This is a genomic window from Cryobacterium sp. BB736 (assembly GCF_014980265.1).
Taxonomy (GTDB): Bacteria; Actinomycetota; Actinomycetes; order Actinomycetales; family Microbacteriaceae; genus Terrimesophilobacter.
Genome location: NZ_JABXWQ010000004.1, coordinates 146,187 through 163,368, shown reverse-complemented (window position 1 = coordinate 163,368; position 17,182 = coordinate 146,187). Strand labels below are relative to the sequence as shown.

The following is a 17,182-nucleotide window of genomic DNA, read 5'->3' as shown; positions in this document are numbered from 1 at the left end:
CAAGGATAGGGCTTTCCGCTCCGCCCCAATCCCGCCAGCATCGCTGTGAACACAGCGGCCGCAGCCGGGTCGGGGCACGGCTTGGTGGTGGCGGATGATCGGCTCGTGGATTCGATCGGCGGCTACCGGCTCGTGCGGCTGCTCGGTGCCGGTAGCCGCGCAGAAGTGTGGCTCGGGCACCGCAGCGCACCGGATGGTGCAGGGGAGACGGTCGCGATCAAACGGTTTCTGTCGGGGACACCGCGGCGCGAGATCGACACCGAGCTCGAGGCGCTCGGGCGAGTCTCACATCGTCACATCGTCGAGCTGGTCGACATCGCGATGGACCCGGATGACCGCCCCTGCCTGATCATGGCCAGATTGGGGCGGGTGAGCCTGGCCAGGCTGCTCGCTGACCGCGGCAGTCTTGCTCCTGGTGAGGCGGTGACTCTGCTGGTGCCGACACTGGAAGCGGTGGCGGAACTTCACCGGGTCGGCGTAGCACATGGCGACCTGCGACCCGGCGTGATCCACTTCGACGCGGTGGGCGCACCGGTGCTGGCCGAATTCGGGCGCGCCGAGCTGATCGGCCCATTCCCGGTACCGCCAGAGGAGTACAGCCTCACGACAGCGCGGCTCGAAGAGCACGATCGTGCGCTTGCCGATTGCCGGCAGCTGGTCGACCTGCTGCGACTTGTGCTCGGAACCGCCGGGGTGCACTCCGTGGACCTCGACGACGTTCCCGACAACGCGACGGAACTGCGGGACGCGCTGACGCCGTCGCTGTTCCGCGCGGCTAACCCCGTGCCGATGCGCTTTGATGTCCCGCCGATCGCGGGGCCGCCCGCTCGGATAGTCATCGCGCGCGGCGGGGATGCACCTGAGGCGGAAGCGTCAGCTGCACCGTCCCTCGTGCTGGCTGGCGCACACCTGCCTGCGTGGCTGGAGTCGCTGGCCGGGGAATGGGCGCAGAAAACCCGTGATCGTACGCTTCGAGCGGCGCAGTCACTTCGAACAGTGCGGAAGCCGTTTTGGGTCGCCGCGGCCGCCATGGTGGCGGCCATCGTTGCGACAGCGGTGCTTCTGCAGCCGGGAGCTGGTTCTGATCTCGAACCGCAGCCCGTTGTTGCGCAACCTACCTCAACTGAGACGGCCAATCCGGCCATTCTCGGCGATGACCCATTGGCGGCCGCCGAAGCGCTGCTCGCTGCGCGGGACCAATGTTTCGAGGCCAGGTCGGTGCTCTGCCTCGATGCCGTGGATCAGCCCGGCTCGGCGATGCTCGAGCGCGACGCCGACGCCATCCGCCTCGCCCAGATGGGAGAGGAGTCCGCGCCGATCCGGGTTGCTGACGCAACTCTCGAGTTGGTCGAGGAACTGGGCGACGCGGTGCTGATCTCCGTGTCGGTCGAGCCGGATGCCGCGACAGCGTCTCTCCTCATCGTGCGCAGCGATGCAGGCTGGCGCATCCGCGAGCTCCTGTTCGAATGATCCGCCACTCCGGTGGTCGAGCTTGTCGAGACCCCTTAACGAATCCGCCCCGCTCCAGTGAAGGAGCGGGGCCGGATGGAGCGTTTGCGTCGACTACAGGCCGAGGTTGCCCTCGAAGTTGCCCTCCTCGAGGCGGTTCTTCACCGTGACCAGGAAGCGAGCTGCGTCAGCACCATCGACGATGCGGTGATCGTACGACAGCGCCAGGTAGACGACCGAGCGGATCGAGATCGCATCCATGCCGTTGTCGGAGACGACGACCGGGCGCTTGGTGACGATGCCGGTGCCGAGGATCGCCGACTGCGGCAGGAACACCACGGGCGTGTCGAACAGCGCACCGCGCGAGCCGGTGTTGGTCACCGTGAAGGTGCCGCCAGCGAGCTCGTCCGGCTTCAGCTTGTTGTCACGCGTGCGCTCCGCGAGGTCCGCGATCTGCTGCGCGAGCTGAGCGACGTTGAGGTCGCTCGCGTCACGCACCACCGGGGTGAGCAGTCCGCGTTCGGTGTCGACCGCGATGCTGATGTTCTCGTGCGGCGGGTAGACGATGTTGTCGCCGTCGATCGTCGCGTTGATGATCGGGTACGCCTTGAGCGCCTCCGCCGCCGCGAGGGTGAAGAACGGCAGGAACGAGAGCTTGGTGCCCGTCTTCTGCTGGAACTCGCCCTTGACCCGGTCACGCAGCTTGGCGACGGCCGTCACATCCACCTCGACAACGGTGGTGAGCTGCGCGGATGTCTGCATCGAGACGACCGCGCGCTCTGCGACGACCTTGCGAAGGCGCGACATCGGAACGCTCGTGCCGCGCAGCGGCGACGTCTCCAGCGGAGCGTGCGCGCTGACAACCGCTGCCGGCGCTGCTTCGCCCGCCTCGGCGGGTCCGCCCGCTGCGGCGAGGACATCCTGCTTGCGGATGCGACCGCCGACACCCGAGCCGGAGAGCTGGTTCAGGTTGACGCCCCTCTCGTTCGCAAGCTTGCGGACGATCGGGGTGACGTAGCCGGTGCCAGCGTGGCCACCGCCGGTGGCCGGCTCAACCTGTTCGGGAGCGGCCGGCGCAGCAGGTGCCTCCTGTGCAGGAGCGGGCTCGGCCGCTGGCGCCGCCGGCGGCTGGTCGACCTGGGCCGCGGGAGCCGGGGGAGCGGCCGGAGCCGCCTCTGCGGGCGCGGGAGCCTCGGTTGACGGGACTACAGCAGGAGCCTGCTGCTCCTGCTGCTGAGCCTCTGGCTGCGAGACCTGCTGCTGAGCGGGCGCCGCCTCGGCCGGAGCCGGAGCGGCAGGCGCCTCTTCGACCGGAGCGGGCTGCGCGGCAGGCGCTTCCTGCTGCACGGGTTCCGCGGGAGCTTCCTGAGCGGGAGCCGGTGCGGCCTCAGCTGCTACCGGCTCTGCAGCTGGCGCGGCCGGAGCCTCGCCGCCGCCGGTTCCGTCTCCGACCATCGCGAGGGGCGTACCGACGTCGACCGTCTCGTCTTCCTGAACGAGGATCTGCTCGAGCACGCCGGCGATCGGGGACGGGATCTCGGTGTCGACCTTGTCGGTCGAGACCTCGACGAGAGGTTCGTCGACCTCGATCCGGTCGCCGACCTGCTTCAGCCAGCGGGTAACCGTACCCTCTGTGACACTCTCCCCGAGTGCCGGGAGGTTGACGGATTCGCTCATCAGTATTTGCTCCTTCTGGAAGACCGTGGTTCTAGGTTAGTTCGTGTCACATTGCGTGAAGCGGCTTGCCGGCGAGGGCGAGGAACGCCTCTCCGAGCGCCTCGTTCTGCGTCGGGTGTGCGTGGACGAGCGGCGCGACATCCTCCGGGTACGCCTCCCAGTTAACCGCGAGCTGCGCTTCGCCGATGAGTTCACCCACGCGGGCGCCGATCATGTGCACGCCGACGACCGGGCCGTCGTTGACGCGGACGACCTTGATCGAGCCGGTCGTGCCGATGATCGAGCTCTTGCCGTTGCCGGCGAGGTTGTAGTCGTAGCTGGTCACCGAGCTGTCGCCGTACTGCTCCTTGGCCTTCGCCTCGGTGAGTCCCACGGATGCGACCTCGGGGTCGGAGTAGGTGACCTTCGGAATGTTGGTGTCTGAGACGACGATCGGGTTCAGGCCTGCAATCTCCTCGGCAACGAAGATGCCCTGCTGGAAGCTGCGGTGCGCGAGCTGCAGTCCGGGGACGATGTCACCGACCGCGTAGACGCCGGGCACGTTGGTGGCGAGGCGCTCGTTGGTGAGCACGAAGCCGCGGTCCATGGTGATGCCGGCCTCTTCGAAGCCGAGTCCCTGCGTGACCGGGCCGCGACCGACCGCGACGAGCAGCAGCTCCGCCTCGACGGTTCCGCCGCCCTCGACCGTGACGACGACGCCGTTCTCGTTCTGGGTGACGCTCTCGAAGCGCGTGCCGACCTTGAAGTCGATCCCACGCTTGCGGAACGCGCGCTCGAACTGCTTGCTGACCGACTCGTCCTCGTTGGGCACAAGGCGGGGGAGCGCCTCGATGATGGTCACCTCTGCACCCCAGGAGCGCCAGACGCTCGAGAACTCGACGCCGATGACACCGCCACCGAGCACCGCGACCTTCTTCGGCACGAAGTCGAGCGTGAGCGCCTGCTCCGAGGTGATCACGCGACCGCCGAGCTCAAGGCCCGGAAGCGACCGCGAGTAGGAGCCGGTGGCGAGCACGACGTTCTTGCCGGTGATGCGGTCGCCGTTCACCTCGACCGTGGTCGGTGAGACCAGGCGCCCCTCACCCTCGATCGTGGTGATGCCGCGCGCCTTGATCAGCCCCTGCAGTCCCTTGTACTTGCTGGCGACGATGCCCTCGCGGTACGCGGTGACCGCAGAGATGTCGATGCCGTCGAGCTGGGTGTTGACACCGTACTTTGCTGAGTCGCGGGCGACATCAGCAACCTCGGCCGAGTGGAGCAGCGCCTTCGTCGGGATGCACCCGACGTGAAGGCATGTACCGCCAACCTTGTTCTTCTCGATCAGAGCGACGCTCATGCCGAGCTGGGTCGCACGGAGTGCAGCCGCGTATCCGCCGCTTCCGCCTCCGAGGACAACCAGGTCAAAGTTCTGTTCGGACACCCGCAACTCCCTTGTGGTTCTGCTTGCATCGGCCCCGCGTGTGTCGAACTCGGCGGGGCCCTGGGCGGCGGTGATTCCCGCCGTAATGACCTTACTACGCGCGTGAAAGCCGATCGGCGAACGCGAGGAGCGCGCGTACGGTCACGCCGGTCGGTCCCTTGCCGGTGAAGCCGTAGCTGCCGCCGTCGTTGTTCGCCGGCCCCGCGATGTCCAGGTGCACCCACGGGATGGGCGAACCGTCCGCAGAATTGCCGATGAACTCTTGCAGGAAGACGCCGGCGACCAGCATTCCGGCGGCGGTGCTGCCGATCTTCACGTTGGTGATATCGGCGACGTCGGATGTGAGCAGCGGGCGCAGTTCGGTTGGGAGCGGCATGTGCCAGAAGGTCTCGCCAACCTCGGTGGCGGCCGCGATGAGGTCGTCAACCGCGGAGCCGTTGCCCATGGTGCCGACGTACCGGTCGCCGAGCGCCACGCGGGCGGCACCGGTGAGCGTGGCGATGTCGACGATGACGTCCGGCTGCTCCTCACTCGCTGCGGCCAGCCCGTCGGCGAGCACGAGGCGGCCCTCAGCGTCGGTGTTGAGCACCTCAACGGTCTTGCCGCCGCGGATGCGCAGCACATCGTTGGGTCGCATGGCCGAGCCGGACGGCAGGTTCTCGGCGAGGCACAGCCACGCGGTCACCCGCAGGGGCAGGCCGAGGCGTGCCGCCGCAACGGTCACCGCGAGCGAGGTCGCTGCGCCGGTCATGTCGTACTTCATGCCGACCATCGACGCCGGCGGCTTGAGCGAGAGTCCACCCGAGTCGAACGTGATGCCCTTCCCGACCAGCGCGAGTTGCTGGGACGCATCCGCCGGCGAGTACTCCACCTTGACAAGACGCGGTCCGCGAGTCGACCCCTTGCCCACACCAAGGATGCCGCCGAAGCCCTCCCGCTCGAGCTCGTCTTCGGCGAGGACCGTGACGGTGACGGGCGCGTCGGATGCGATGTCCTGGGCTTCCTGCGCGAAGGTCTCCGGGTAGAGGTCCGACGGCGGCGTGTTGACCAGGTCGCGAACGGTGTGCACTGCCTCGGCGACGATTGCCGCTCGAGCTGCGATGTCATCCGCCGGGGCGCTGGTGGCGACGGCGGTCACGCTGGCTGCGGGCTGCTTGCCGTTCTCCGGCGCGGCGGAGCGGTACGCCGAGAATGAGTAAGCACCGATCGCCGCGCCCTCGAGCACGGCCTGCACGCCCGCGTCATCGGCGGTTGGCAGCGCGAACGCGAGCGAACCGGCGCCGATGAGCTGGCGGGCGGCGGATCCGGCCGCCCGGCGGAGGCTGTTTGTGGTCGGCTCACCGCTGCCGAGCCCGATCAGGGCGATGCTGCCCACGGAAGTGTTCGGGGAGGGGAGGCGACGAAGCTCATCCTCGGCCCCGGTCACGCCGAGAGCCGAAAGTGAGCTCTTGATGGCGTCGAAGTCGGCGAGCTCTGTGCGAAGTTGCGGTCCGGATTCGGTGCTGCTCACCCCAAGCACGAGGACATCAACACTCTGGTCGAGGGCGGATTCGGTCGACACGGCAAGGGCGGGAACAGTCATGACCGCAATCGTAATGCGGTTCATCATGGCGCCCCGTTCCCGCCTGTTCGCTATCGGCTTGATGCAAGGGTGCCCTACGGGAATGTTGTGCGCCGCCCGACGCTTAAACTCGACGTATGTACCAATCCGGCGAACTCTACGAACTCAGCATCGACGTCTCCGACGTCCCTGAGGGACTTCCGCTTGTCGCCGGCCTGACCGGTTTCGCAGATGCCGGTGGAGCGGTCGCCGGACTCAATGAGGCGGTGCTCGCCACCCTGCAGTCGCGAGTCATCGCATCCTTCGACAACGACGCGCTCCTTGACTACCGCGCGCGCCGCCCGACGATCTACTTTGATCAGGACCACCTGACCGACTACCAACCGCCGCGCCTTGCGCTGCACCTCATGCAGGATGAGCTCGGCCAGCAGTTCCTGCTTCTCGCTGGCTACGAACCGGACTTCCAGTGGGAGCGGTTCACCGCGGCGGTGCTCGAATTGGTCGCCATGTTCAAGGTCAAGACGACCACGTGGGTGCACGCCATCCCGATGCCGGTCCCGCACACGCGGCCCATCCAGATGACGGTGAGCGGCAACCGCGTCGAACTCATCGACACCTACTCGGTGTGGAAGCCGCACACCCAGGTGCTCGCGAACGCGCTGCACATGGTCGAGTACCGGCTTCAGGAGCAGGGCCACCCGGTCGCGGGTTTCGTACTGCTCGTGCCTCATTACCTGGCCGACACCGAGTACCCGGATGCCGCGGTCAAGTCACTCGAGGCGGTCAGCGCGGCGACCGGCTTGGTCTTCGCGACCGATTCACTGCGAGAAGAGGGACGCGAGTTCGCGGCCAAGATCGACAGCCAAGTCGAGAACAACAGTGAGCTCGCGCGACTGGTCGGAACCCTCGAGCAGCGCCACGACTCCTACATGGAGGGCAACCCGCTTCGCTCTCCGTTGACGGATGAGGACGGCGAGCTCCCGTCGGCAGACGAGATCGCGGCGGAGCTCGAGTTCTTCCTTGCGCTGAGGCGCCACGGGGACGAGGATTCGCCCTCTCACTGACGATGGTCAGGTTCGTCCATAAACGCATGTAATAATTGACTTAGGACCCCGGTCATTTCCGTTGTTCTCTCGATTTGCGGTAGCGATTCGAAAGGGCGCGGACTTGACAAGGGTCTTAGTAATGCCCGGAATCGGTTTCCCGAACGCGCCTTAACGTGACCAACGATGGCGGCCGACTCCGCAAACAAGAAAGGTAACCGCATGGCTACCCGATCCAGCTCACCGTCGTCGGCCTCCAAGAAGGCTGCTGACGACCCGAAGGCCACGGCAACCAAGCCCGGCGCCACCAAGACAGCCACCGCTAAGGCCGCATCCGCGGCGAAGACGACAGCTGCGAAGGCTGCGCCCGCGAAGACCACTGCTGCGAAGGCTGCGCCCGCGAAGAGCGCGGCTGCGAAGACGACTGCAGCCAAGAGCACGGCCGCCAAGGCAACGACTGCGAAGACGACGAAGTCGACCGCGACCAAGCCCGCCGCCCGGAAGGCCGCTGCCACCAAGACGGCCGCGACTAAGACGACTCGTGCGGCGAAGAGCACGGCGTCGAAGGCGAAGGCAGCGCCTGAGACCGAGGTCGAAGAGCTCGATGAGGTCGACATTGACGACGAGGACGTCGCAGTTGTCGACGTCGATGCCGAGGCAACAGAGGTGGCCGCTCCCGAGGCAGCAGCGAAGGACGAGTCCGATGACGACTCCGACTCTGACAGCGATTCCGAAGGCGGCAGGGTCGAGGAACTGCCCACCGGCGCCATCCGGCTGTCGCTCGTCGACGACGAGGACGAGGTCCCGGTTTACTCCAGCGCCATCACCGGCGCGACCGCTGACCCGGTCAAGGACTATTTGAAGCAGATCGGCAAGGTCCCGCTGCTCAACGCCGCGGAGGAGGTCGAGCTCGCGATGCGCATCGAGGCCGGCCTGTTCGCCGAGGACAAGCTGTCGGGCATGTCGGACACCGAGAAGCGTTCTCAGCTCGGCCGTGAGCTCCTGTGGGTTGCCAAGGACGGCCAGCGCGCCAAGTCGCACCTGCTCGGTGCGAACCTGCGCCTCGTCGTGAGCCTCGCCAAGCGCTACACAGGTCGCGGCATGCAGTTCCTCGACCTGATCCAGGAGGGAAACCTGGGCCTGATCCGTGCGGTCGAGAAGTTCGACTACACCAAGGGCTTCAAGTTCTCCACCTACGCGACCTGGTGGATCCGTCAGGCCATCACGCGTGCGATGGCCGACCAGGCGCGGACCATCCGCATCCCGGTCCACATGGTCGAGGTCATCAACAAGCTCGCGCGCGTTCAGCGCCAGATGCTGCAGGACCTCGGACGGGAGCCGACGCCGGAAGAGCTCAGCCGCGAACTCGACATGACCCCGGAGAAGGTCGTCGAGGTGCAGAAGTACGGCCGCGAGCCGATCTCGCTGCACACGCCCCTGGGCGAGGACGGCGACAGCGAGTTCGGTGACCTCATTGAGGACACCGAAGCGGTCGTGCCCGCAGACGCGGTCGGCTTCACCATGCTGCAGAAGCAGCTGGAGAGCCTGCTCGACTCGCTCTCCGAGCGTGAGGCCGGAGTCATCCGGATGCGTTTCGGTCTCGGCGACGGGATGCCGAAGACTCTCGACCAGATCGGCGACACCTTCGGGGTGACGCGCGAGCGCATCCGCCAGATCGAGTCGAAGACTATGGCCAAGCTGCGTCACCCGTCGCGGTCGCAGTCACTGCGCGACTACCTCGAGTAAGCCGTCCGACCGGTCCAGACAGGAGCGCAGCAAATGGCCGCTGAAGCCAATCAGGGCAAGAAGCTCGACGTTGAGTTCGACGGCGGGCGGTTCCTGCGCATCCCGATCAAGACCAAGCTGGTAATGGCCGACGACGACATCGTCGACGTCGTCACCGAGTTTGTGCCGGAACACCTGCAGGACGGCGACCTGCTGTTCGTGACGGAGAAGATCGTCGCGATCACGCAAGGTCGCGCGTTCCCGATCGACTCGATCAGGCCGCGCAAGCTCGCCTACACGCTCGCGAAGTACGTCACCAAGACTCCGAGCGGCATCGGGCTCGGCATGCCGGAGACCATGGAGTGCGCACTGCGGGACTGCGGCACACCCCGCATCCTCCTCGCGGCCGGCGTGGCCGCGGTGACCAAGCTGTTCGGGCGCAAGGGTGACTTCTACCGGGTCGCTGGGGCGAAGGCCCGCGGCATCGACGGGCCGACGAGCGGGACGATTCCGCCCTACAACACGTACGTCGTTCTCGCCCCGGAGCGCCCGGATGATGTCGCTCGGCAGTTGCGCGAAGCGCTCGGCAACAAGGTCGATGTGCTCATCGTCGACATCAACGACCTCGGCGGCAATGTCCTCGGCTCCACGCTTGATCGTGAGGCGGAGAAGCGCGTCGAGCGGATCCTCGCCGACAACCCGCTCGGCCAGGGCCACCAGAGCACGCCGATCGGAATCATCCGTCCGGCGAGCTAGAAGCCGATCGCCTCGCGGAAGCGGGGGAGACTGCCGGTGCGGATGCCGGTGACGCTTGGCTTGTTCTCGTAGACGCCCGCCGCCCAGTTGCCCTCGACGAGCACCGGCCCGTCCGCGGTGATCACGACGTCCCAGCCCACGTACTGCATCTGCGGGACCGTGCGGGCGACGCGGTCGATGAAGTCGAACATCTCCTGGACCATCGGCAGCTGGAAGTCGGGGATCGAAACCCCGGACTCGGGATGCGTCGCGTGCACGTTGCCGTGAGAGTCGTAGCCTGCCCCGCGTGCGCTGCCGTCCAGGTTCAGCATCGTATAGAAGCCGCCGTAGGTCTGCTGATCACTGACCGTGCCGCGGCCGAACTTCTGAGCCATCGACAGGACGTGGGTGCGGTCACCGTCGAAGAAGGTCGTGATGCGGGTCGTGTTAGCGGTGCCAGGGCAGACCTCGGCGAGCGTCGGGTGCTGTTTGATGTTCTCCTCGATGAGCGATTGGCCGCTTTGCTTGAGTTCGGCGTAGAAGGCACCCCAGTCGCTGACGTCCTCGTAGCGATGGCGGTGCACCCCGTGCCCGGAGTTGCTGAACGGCTCCTTTGCCACGACAGTCCGGTGTCGTTCGAAGAAGTCGCGGACCCCGTCGGCGCTCGACTCACGGATGTCCAGCCACTCGCGGCCGAGGAACTCGTCGAAGACCCGGTTGAACTCGATCTTGTCGTGGAACAGCTCCCGATACTTGGGGTCGTCGTAGGTCATCGCGAGGTGATTGGAGAGCGAGTGCGTCATGTAGGTGGCGCGCTCCTGGCGGTTCAGGGTCGCGAACTCGAAGTCGACGTAGTCCTGGAACGCGGTGTTGTGGAACGCGGCCGACCACAGCATGTCGACGAACACCCCGAACGTCGACCGATTGTGCTGCTTCGCCACGTCGCGGGCGCGCGACCACACCGAAGAGAAGTTGAAACCCTTCACGCGGAGGAAGAGGTAGCGCGCTCGTGTGCCGAGACTGAGCTTCTTGGCGTTCACTGTGTTGTCTCCTGTCGGCGGCGCACGGGATGCGCCGATCAGCAAACTCAACTCTAACGGCGGTCGCCTGCGCGATCCGCGAAGGGTGCGCCCGACCGGACCGCGCGGGCGGCTCAAACTATGCTGGATCGCTGTGACGTCCAACGCGCGAATCCTCGAGCTGTCCGCGGCTCAGGCTGCTCGGCTCGCCGCCGCTCAGGGCGGCGACGAAGAGGCGGTGTCTGCGTTCATCGGTGGCCTCGCCACGGACCCGGTGCGGCTGACCGCGGAGGTCGTGTCAGTGAAGCGGGTCGCGGTCGACGCGGGCGTTTCTTACGGACACACCTACAGGACGAAACACGACACGACCCTTCTGCTCGCGGCCATCGGCTACGGTCACGGCGTGCCGCGCAAGGCCGGCAACCGGGCATCCGTCACCTGGGACGACTCGAGTGGCCCACGGATCATGCCGATCGTCGGGCGAGTCGCGATGGACGTCATGGTGATCGACGCCGGTGACAGCACACCGACGCTCGGCGAACGGGTGGTGCTCTTCGGCAGCACGAGCGCGGGTGAGTTGGGTTTGACCGACTGGGCGCAGAGCGTCGACGAGCATCCGGTGTCGCTGCTCGCCGGGTTGAACCGGGTGACAACGGAGACCCCAGCATGACCCCGGTCGAGGCCATCGCGCAGGTGTCGACCGGGGCGATCCGGCACAACGTGCAGGTGATGCGCGATCGCGTTGCGCCGGCTGAGCTGCTCGCGATCGTCAAGGACAACGCCTACGGCCACGGCCTGGAGCAGGTGCTCGAGGTGCTCGTCGGCGAAGGAGTGCGCCGGTTCGGCACGCTCGACCTCGACGGCGCCTTCCGCGTCCGCTCGCTCGTTCCGGATGCGATGGTGTTCGCCTGGGTGTTCGACTCGCACTCGGAGCTAGGCGCCGCGGTGCGTGCCGGCATCGACCTGGGGGTGACGGATGCCGCGACCCTCGAGCGGGTTGCGCAAGCGGCGGGGGACCTGACAGCGCGCATCCACCTGAAGGTGGACAGCGGCCTGCACCGAGCCGGAGTGCTGCCCGACCGGTGGTCGGAGTTCACCGAACGCGCCGCCGAGCTGCAGCGCGCGGGTCGTGTGTCGGTGTACGGGCTCTGGACGCATCTCGCCGAGGCGTCGGATGAGGACGACAGCAGGTCGATCGCCGAGTACGAGTCCGCAGTGCAGCTCGCGCGCGAGCACGGACTGGACAGCGCGACCCGTCACGTCGCCGCGAGTGCCGCTGCCTACGCTCGCGCGGATGCCCGCTTCGACCTGGTGCGGATCGGCGCGTTCCTGTACGGCATCGCACCCGGCGGTGGGGTCGGGCCCGGCCAGCTTGGCCTCCGGCCGGCGATGACCGTACGCGATCGAGTGAGCGCCGTGCGCGTGGATGCCGGCCGCACGCTCGCGGAGATCGGCTACGGCGGAGTGCTCGGCCTGCTCTCCGACGCGGCCGGGGCGGTCTCGGTCGCGATCGGCGGAGTGCGGCATCCGATCACTGCGGTCGAACCGTTGCGGACGATCATCGATGTCACCGGGTCCGAGGTTTCCGTCGGCGACCAGGTGACGCTGTTCGGCGACGGCTCGGCGGGTGAGGCGACCACGCAGGAGTGGGCGGATGCGATGGGCACCATCGGCGAGGAGCTCGTCTTACGTGTCAGCTCGCGCGTGCCCCGGCACTACGTCGACTGAGAGGCAAAAGAAAAGGCCCGCAATCAGCGGGCCTTCTCTTCACAAGATCAGACGTTGTGGCTCTCGGCCAGCCGGGCGGACTCGTCGTGCCAGCCGGTTGCCACCTGGGCCAGTTTCTCCTGGTGACGGCGACCGTGGTGGGCGCAGAACAACAACTCGCTCTCGCCGATCATGACTCGGATGTAGGCCTGCGCTCCGCAACTGTCGCACCGATCGAGAGCGGTGAGCGGGCGCTTGTCATCCACTGCGGTGGCCTCTGCGGTGATCTGTGACATCTGCTTCTCCTCACGCTTACCGATCGTCGGGGACGTATATCTATACAAACACGCCCCGCCGACAATCCTTACCTTCCGCGGAGGGATTTCGCTTACCGCGAAGAACTGTGACCAGGTGCTCAACTTGAGGCAGACAAGGCGGGCGCGAACGGGTGTCGGAGCGTGGGGACGTCGCCGGCGCTGGTTAGTCTTGAAACGGCCAGAAACAGCTTGAGGCCGCAGCTTTGGAGGCACGAAATGGCATCATCGGACTACTCCGCACGGCACCTGTCGGTGTTGGAGGGTCTCGAAGCCGTTCGCAAGCGTCCCGGCATGTACATCGGATCCACCGACTCGCGCGGGCTCATGCACTGCCTGTGGGAGATCATCGACAACTCGGTCGATGAGGCGCTCGGCGGTCACGGTGACGACATCCGGATCGTGCTCCACAAGGACGGCAGCGTCGAGGTCCGCGACCGCGCCCGAGGCGTGCCCGTCGACGTCGAGCCCAAGACCGGGCTCTCCGGTGTCGAGGTCGTCTTCACCAAACTGCACGCCGGTGGCAAGTTCGGCAGCCAGTCCTACCGCTCCTCTGGCGGACTCCACGGTGTCGGCGCCTCCGTCGTCAACGCGCTCTCGGCGCGCCTGGACGTCGAGGTCGACCGGGATGGCAAGACCTGGGCGATGTCCTTCCACCGCGGCGAGCCAGGCACCTTCTCCGACAACGGCCAGCCATCACCGGATGCGCCGTTCACGCCGTTCGTCTCTGGCAGCGAACTGCGGGTGATCGGCAAGGTGGCGAAGGGCGTCACCGGCACACGCGTGCGCTACTGGGCGGATCCGCAGATCTTCACAAAGGGCGCGACCTTTCAGCTCGACAGCCTGCTGGAGCGCGCGCGGCAGACGGCCTTCCTCGTCGGCGGGCTGTCCCTCGACATCGTGGATGAGCGCGGCGACGAGCCGGTGCGCGAGACGTTCCGGTTCGACGGTGGGATCTCGGAGTACGTCGACTTCCTCGCCAAGGACGCTCCGCTCACCGCGACCTGGCAGCTCACGGGCAAGGGCACGTTCACCGAGACGGTTCCGGTGCTCGACGACAAGGGGCACATGGTGCCGACCGAACTCGAGCGTGAGTGCGACGTCGACGTCGCGCTGCGCTGGGGCACCGGCTACGAGACCGAGGTGCGCAGCTACGTCAACATCATCGCGACGCCGAAGGGCGGAACGCACCTCGCCGGGTTCGAGCAGGGGCTGATGAAGTTCCTGCGCGCTCAGGTGGACCAGAACGCCCGCCGGCTGAAGGTGGGCAACGACAAGCTTGAGAAGGACGACATCCTCGCCGGGCTCACCGCGGTGCTCACGGTGCGGCTCCCGGAGCCGCAGTTCGAAGGCCAGACGAAGGAAGTCCTCGGCACACCGGCGGTGCGCAACATCGTCTCCAGCGTGATGGTCAAGGAACTGGCGGCCAAGTTCTCGTCGACGAAGCGCGACGACAAGACTCAGACGACGCTCGTGCTCGAAAAGATCGTCGCAGAGATGAAGGCGCGCGTCTCGGCTCGCGCCCACAAGGAGACCCAGCGTCGCAAGAACGCGCTCGAGAACTCGTCGCTGCCGGCCAAGCTCGTCGATTGCCGCAGCAACGACGTGGCGAACAGTGAACTGTTCATCGTCGAGGGTGACTCCGCGCTCGGAACGGCCAAGCTGGCCCGCGATAGCGAGTACCAGGCGCTGCTGCCCATCCGGGGCAAGATCCTGAACGTGCAGAAGGCATCAGTGTCCGACATGCTTGGCAACGCCGAGTGCGCATCGATCATCCAGGTCATCGGCGCCGGCTCTGGTCGCAGCTTCGACCTGTCGTCCGCGCGCTACGGCAAGGTAATCATCATGAGCGACGCGGATGTCGATGGCGCGCACATCCGGACGCTGCTGCTCACCCTGTTCTTCCGCTACATGCCGGACATGATCAAGGATGGGCGGGTTTACGCGGCGGTGCCGCCGCTGCACCGGGTGATCGCGGTGAACCACGGGAGCAAGCCGAACGAGACCATCTACACCTACTCCGAGCAGGAGCTCGCCGGGGTGCTCGCGGCGCTGAAGAAGAGCGGCAGGAAGTACCAGGACCCGATCCAGCGGTACAAGGGTCTCGGTGAGATGGATGCCGAGCAGCTCGCGACGACGACCATGGACCGGCGTCACCGCACGCTGCGCCGCGTTCGCATCGAGGATGCCGAGCGAGCCGAGAAGGTCTTCGAGCTGCTCATGGGCAACGAGGTTGCGCCGCGCAAGGAATTCATCGTGGCCGGCTCAGCGGCGCTGAGCCGCGACCGCATCGACGTCTAGTTATTGCGCCGCTCGTCCAGTTCCGCCTTCAGGCGGCGGATGCGCTCCTGCTCCTTGTACTCCGCGATCTCCCGTTCGAGCTCGGCCAGTTGCTCCTCGGTCGACTTGGCTCGAACCGGTGCGGCCGCGGGCTCCGCGCTCTCCCAGCGTCGGGGATCACCGAAGCTGCCGCGATCCTCCACGGTTCGGTACTCGCGACCAACCGAGAACCAGATGATGGAGCCGATCAGCGGCAAGAGGATCACGAGGACGATCCACACCAGCTTGGGCAGGTGGCGGATCTGCGTTTCATCCCTGATCACGATGTCGATGAGTGCCGCGAGCACCAGACAGAAGATGACGACAGAGATGATGATGTGCATGAGTCGAAGTGTATTCAGTTGTGCGCTGAAAGGTGGAGCATGATCAGCATTTCGGCGCATCCGCCCCCAGCCTGAGCCTTGGCTGACTCCGGTCTGCATCCGCACTGAAATGGTGCTGGACGTTTGTCGACTCTGGGAGCGGAACATCCAAACGCCGTTCAATAGTGGACCCAAGATCAGGAACCCGGTCGCCCCGAACCCCGGGAGCGGTCCTTCCCCGAGAGGATCATCATGTCCACTGATTACCCGACGACTCCATCAACCACGGAGGGCGGCGGCGCAAAGGAGCAGGCGAGCAAGGTGGGACACGAAGCATCCGAGTCCACCAAGCGCGTTGCCGGCACCGCCACCGACGAAGCGAAGGGCGTCGCCCGCGAAGCCAAGAACCAGGCGCGCGAAATGTATGACGAAGCCAAGATGGAGCTTCGCGATCAGGCTAGCAGTCAACAGAGCCGCGCAGCCTCGAGTCTGCGCACTATGAGCGACGAACTGCGGAGCATGGCCGACCGGTCGGAGGACCAGGGCATGGCATCGCAGCTGGTCTCGACCACCGCATCCAAGGCTGGCGACATCGCCGGATGGCTCGAGCAACGCGAACCCGGTGACATCATCGACGAGGTCCGCTCGTTCGCCAGGCGGCGCCCCGGTGTCTTCATCGGAATCGCAGCACTGGCAGGCCTCGCGGTCGGCAGGCTGACTCGCGGGATCATCAGCGGCGGCGACTCGGACGACCAGCGCCAGCCCGGCGTTCGCCGAACCCAGAGCACCACCCCGGTTCCGGATGACGCGCTCGGCACGGCCTACACCGGAACGCCCGGGACCACGATGCCCGGCACGACGACGGGAACCGGCACCGGCTACACGTCCGACACCAACCCCGGCGCCCCCGGAGGAGTTCGACCATGAGCGACGAAGTTCCCACCCCGTCGGAGGAAAAAGCCTCCAGCGCGTCACTCGGAGAGTTGATCAGCGAAGTCACTCGCGACTTCTCGACCCTGATGCGTCAGGAGCTGGAACTCGCGAAGGCTGAACTGACAGAAACCGCCAAACGGGGCGGTCGAGGAGCCGGGATGATGGGCGGCGCTGTGTACGGCGCCCTGATGGCCGTGTTCTTCCTGTCCTTAGCACTCTGGTGGGCGCTCGGCTACCTCATGGGCAGGGGATGGTCGGCAGTGGTCGTCGCAGTCTTGTGGGCGATCATCGCGCTGATCCTGTACATGGTGGGCCGCAAGCAGTTGCAGTCGGTCCGCGGGATGCCCCGCACCGTCGATTCAGTCAAGAAGATTCCAGACGCATTGAAGCGAAATGAGGAGAACCAATGAGCAACACCGATCCCGACCGCATCCGGTCGGATATCGAACGCACTCGTGAAGAACTCGGCGAAAACGTCGACGCTCTCGCCGACAAGGTGACACCCTCGAAGATGGTGCAACGCCAGACCAGCCGCATGCGCGGCGCGATGCGCTCCGCACGCGACCGGGTGATGGGCGCTGGCGACGACGTCGCCACGAACATCTCCGAGGCTGGCCACACAGCGGTCGACAAAGCCAAGGGCAACCCCCTCGCTGTCGGTCTTGCGGTGTTCAGCCTGGGTTGGCTCGTCGCCTCGCTTATTCCTGCGAGCGAGCAGGAGAAGAGGATGGCAACCAAGGTGAAGGAGGAGGCTCAGCCACTGGTCGATCAGGCGACAGATGTCGCAAAGGAGATGGGCGAGCACCTCAAGGAACCCGCCAAGCAGTCCGTCGACGCTGTGAAGGGTCGTGCCCAGGAGGGCGTTGACACCGTCAAGTCCGAGGCCAAGGCCGAAGGAGCCCACGTGAAGGACGAGGCCGGCACGGCTGCGCAGGACATGCGCAACCAGTAGTTCCT

16 protein-coding genes are annotated in these 17,182 nt (G+C 66.3%); 10 read left to right on the top strand and 6 right to left on the bottom strand.

All coding sequences use genetic code 11. The features are described from left to right. Window positions 1–45: 45 nt before the first annotated feature. Window positions 46–1,470, top strand: a complete 1,425-nt coding sequence (locus IRG63_RS10290; protein WP_168627418.1) for a protein kinase — start codon at window positions 46–48, stop codon at window positions 1,468–1,470. 93 nt (window positions 1,471–1,563) lie between these two features. On the opposite strand, the gene sucB is transcribed toward IRG63_RS10290, so the two are convergent. The 3 genes from sucB to IRG63_RS10275 all read right to left on the bottom strand — a co-directional run bounded on the left by sucB (window position 1,564) and on the right by IRG63_RS10275 (window position 6,128). Beyond that, window positions 1,564–3,126 (bottom strand): 2-oxoglutarate dehydrogenase, E2 component, dihydrolipoamide succinyltransferase, encoded by a 1,563-nt coding sequence (gene sucB / locus IRG63_RS10285; protein ID WP_193510061.1) that lies wholly within the window; start codon window positions 3,124–3,126, stop codon window positions 1,564–1,566. A 46-nt stretch (window positions 3,127–3,172) separates the two neighbouring features. Further along, complete coding sequence (gene lpdA / locus IRG63_RS10280) at window positions 3,173–4,546, bottom strand: dihydrolipoyl dehydrogenase (RefSeq protein ID WP_193510060.1); 1,374 nt, start codon at window positions 4,544–4,546, stop codon at window positions 3,173–3,175. Between the two features lie 94 nt (window positions 4,547–4,640). After that, window positions 4,641–6,128 (bottom strand): leucyl aminopeptidase, encoded by a 1,488-nt coding sequence (locus tag IRG63_RS10275; RefSeq protein WP_193510059.1) that lies wholly within the window; start codon window positions 6,126–6,128, stop codon window positions 4,641–4,643. A 116-nt stretch (window positions 6,129–6,244) separates the two neighbouring features. Between IRG63_RS10275 and IRG63_RS10270 the strand changes: the two genes are divergently transcribed. The 3 genes from IRG63_RS10270 (at window position 6,245) to IRG63_RS10260 (ending at window position 9,631) form a co-directional block, all read left to right on the top strand. After that, window positions 6,245–7,171, top strand: coding sequence for a proteasome assembly chaperone family protein (locus tag IRG63_RS10270; protein WP_168627414.1), 927 nt, complete (start codon window positions 6,245–6,247; stop codon window positions 7,169–7,171). Window positions 7,172–7,372: 201 nt separating this feature from the next. Beyond that, window positions 7,373–8,896, top strand: coding sequence for an RNA polymerase sigma factor (locus IRG63_RS10265; protein WP_227412043.1), 1,524 nt, complete (start codon window positions 7,373–7,375; stop codon window positions 8,894–8,896). A 33-nt stretch (window positions 8,897–8,929) separates the two neighbouring features. After that, the gene (locus IRG63_RS10260) at window positions 8,930–9,631 is read left to right on the top strand and encodes a coenzyme F420-0:L-glutamate ligase (RefSeq protein WP_168627412.1); all 702 of its coding nucleotides are present in this window, start codon (window positions 8,930–8,932) and stop codon (window positions 9,629–9,631) included. On the opposite strand, the gene IRG63_RS10255 is transcribed toward IRG63_RS10260, so the two are convergent. Further along, window positions 9,628–10,650: a sugar-transfer associated ATP-grasp domain-containing protein gene (locus IRG63_RS10255; protein WP_168627411.1), complete on the bottom strand. Its 1,023-nt coding sequence runs from the start codon at window positions 10,648–10,650 to the stop codon at window positions 9,628–9,630. The genes IRG63_RS10260 and IRG63_RS10255 overlap by 4 nt on opposite strands. A gap of 133 nt (window positions 10,651–10,783) precedes the next feature. Between IRG63_RS10255 and IRG63_RS10250 the strand changes: the two genes are divergently transcribed. Further along, the gene (locus IRG63_RS10250) at window positions 10,784–11,299 is read left to right on the top strand and encodes an alanine racemase C-terminal domain-containing protein (protein ID WP_193510056.1); all 516 of its coding nucleotides are present in this window, start codon (window positions 10,784–10,786) and stop codon (window positions 11,297–11,299) included. Then, window positions 11,296–12,357, top strand: a complete 1,062-nt coding sequence (locus IRG63_RS10245) for an alanine racemase (protein WP_193510055.1) — start codon at window positions 11,296–11,298, stop codon at window positions 12,355–12,357. Before IRG63_RS10250 ends, IRG63_RS10245 begins: the two co-directional genes overlap by 4 nt. A 47-nt stretch (window positions 12,358–12,404) precedes the next feature. On the opposite strand, the gene IRG63_RS10240 is transcribed toward IRG63_RS10245, so the two are convergent. After that, window positions 12,405–12,632, bottom strand: a complete 228-nt coding sequence (locus tag IRG63_RS10240) for a hypothetical protein (protein ID WP_168627408.1) — start codon at window positions 12,630–12,632, stop codon at window positions 12,405–12,407. A gap of 237 nt (window positions 12,633–12,869) precedes the next feature. On the opposite strand from IRG63_RS10240, the gene IRG63_RS10235 reads away from it, so the two are divergent. Continuing rightward, on the top strand, window positions 12,870–14,951 hold the full coding sequence (locus IRG63_RS10235) for a type IIA DNA topoisomerase subunit B (RefSeq protein WP_168627407.1): 2,082 nt from the start codon (window positions 12,870–12,872) through the stop codon (window positions 14,949–14,951). Here the strand turns inward: IRG63_RS10235 and IRG63_RS10230 are convergent. Then, on the bottom strand, window positions 14,948–15,313 hold the full coding sequence (locus IRG63_RS10230; protein ID WP_193510054.1) for a PLD nuclease N-terminal domain-containing protein: 366 nt from the start codon (window positions 15,311–15,313) through the stop codon (window positions 14,948–14,950). The genes IRG63_RS10235 and IRG63_RS10230 overlap by 4 nt on opposite strands. 231 nt (window positions 15,314–15,544) lie before the next feature. On the opposite strand from IRG63_RS10230, the gene IRG63_RS10225 reads away from it, so the two are divergent. Genes IRG63_RS10225 through IRG63_RS10215 form a run of 3 tightly spaced genes read left to right on the top strand, consistent with a single transcriptional unit; the run spans window position 15,545 to window position 17,177 of the window. Next, window positions 15,545–16,219: a hypothetical protein gene (locus IRG63_RS10225; RefSeq protein WP_193510053.1), complete on the top strand. Its 675-nt coding sequence runs from the start codon at window positions 15,545–15,547 to the stop codon at window positions 16,217–16,219. Beyond that, the gene (locus tag IRG63_RS10220; protein ID WP_168627404.1) at window positions 16,216–16,635 is read left to right on the top strand and encodes a phage holin family protein; all 420 of its coding nucleotides are present in this window, start codon (window positions 16,216–16,218) and stop codon (window positions 16,633–16,635) included. The genes IRG63_RS10225 and IRG63_RS10220 overlap by 4 nt, the downstream gene beginning before the upstream one ends. Beyond that, on the top strand, window positions 16,632–17,177 hold the full coding sequence (locus tag IRG63_RS10215; protein WP_168627403.1) for a DUF3618 domain-containing protein: 546 nt from the start codon (window positions 16,632–16,634) through the stop codon (window positions 17,175–17,177). Before IRG63_RS10220 ends, IRG63_RS10215 begins: the two co-directional genes overlap by 4 nt. Window positions 17,178–17,182 lie beyond the last annotated feature (5 nt).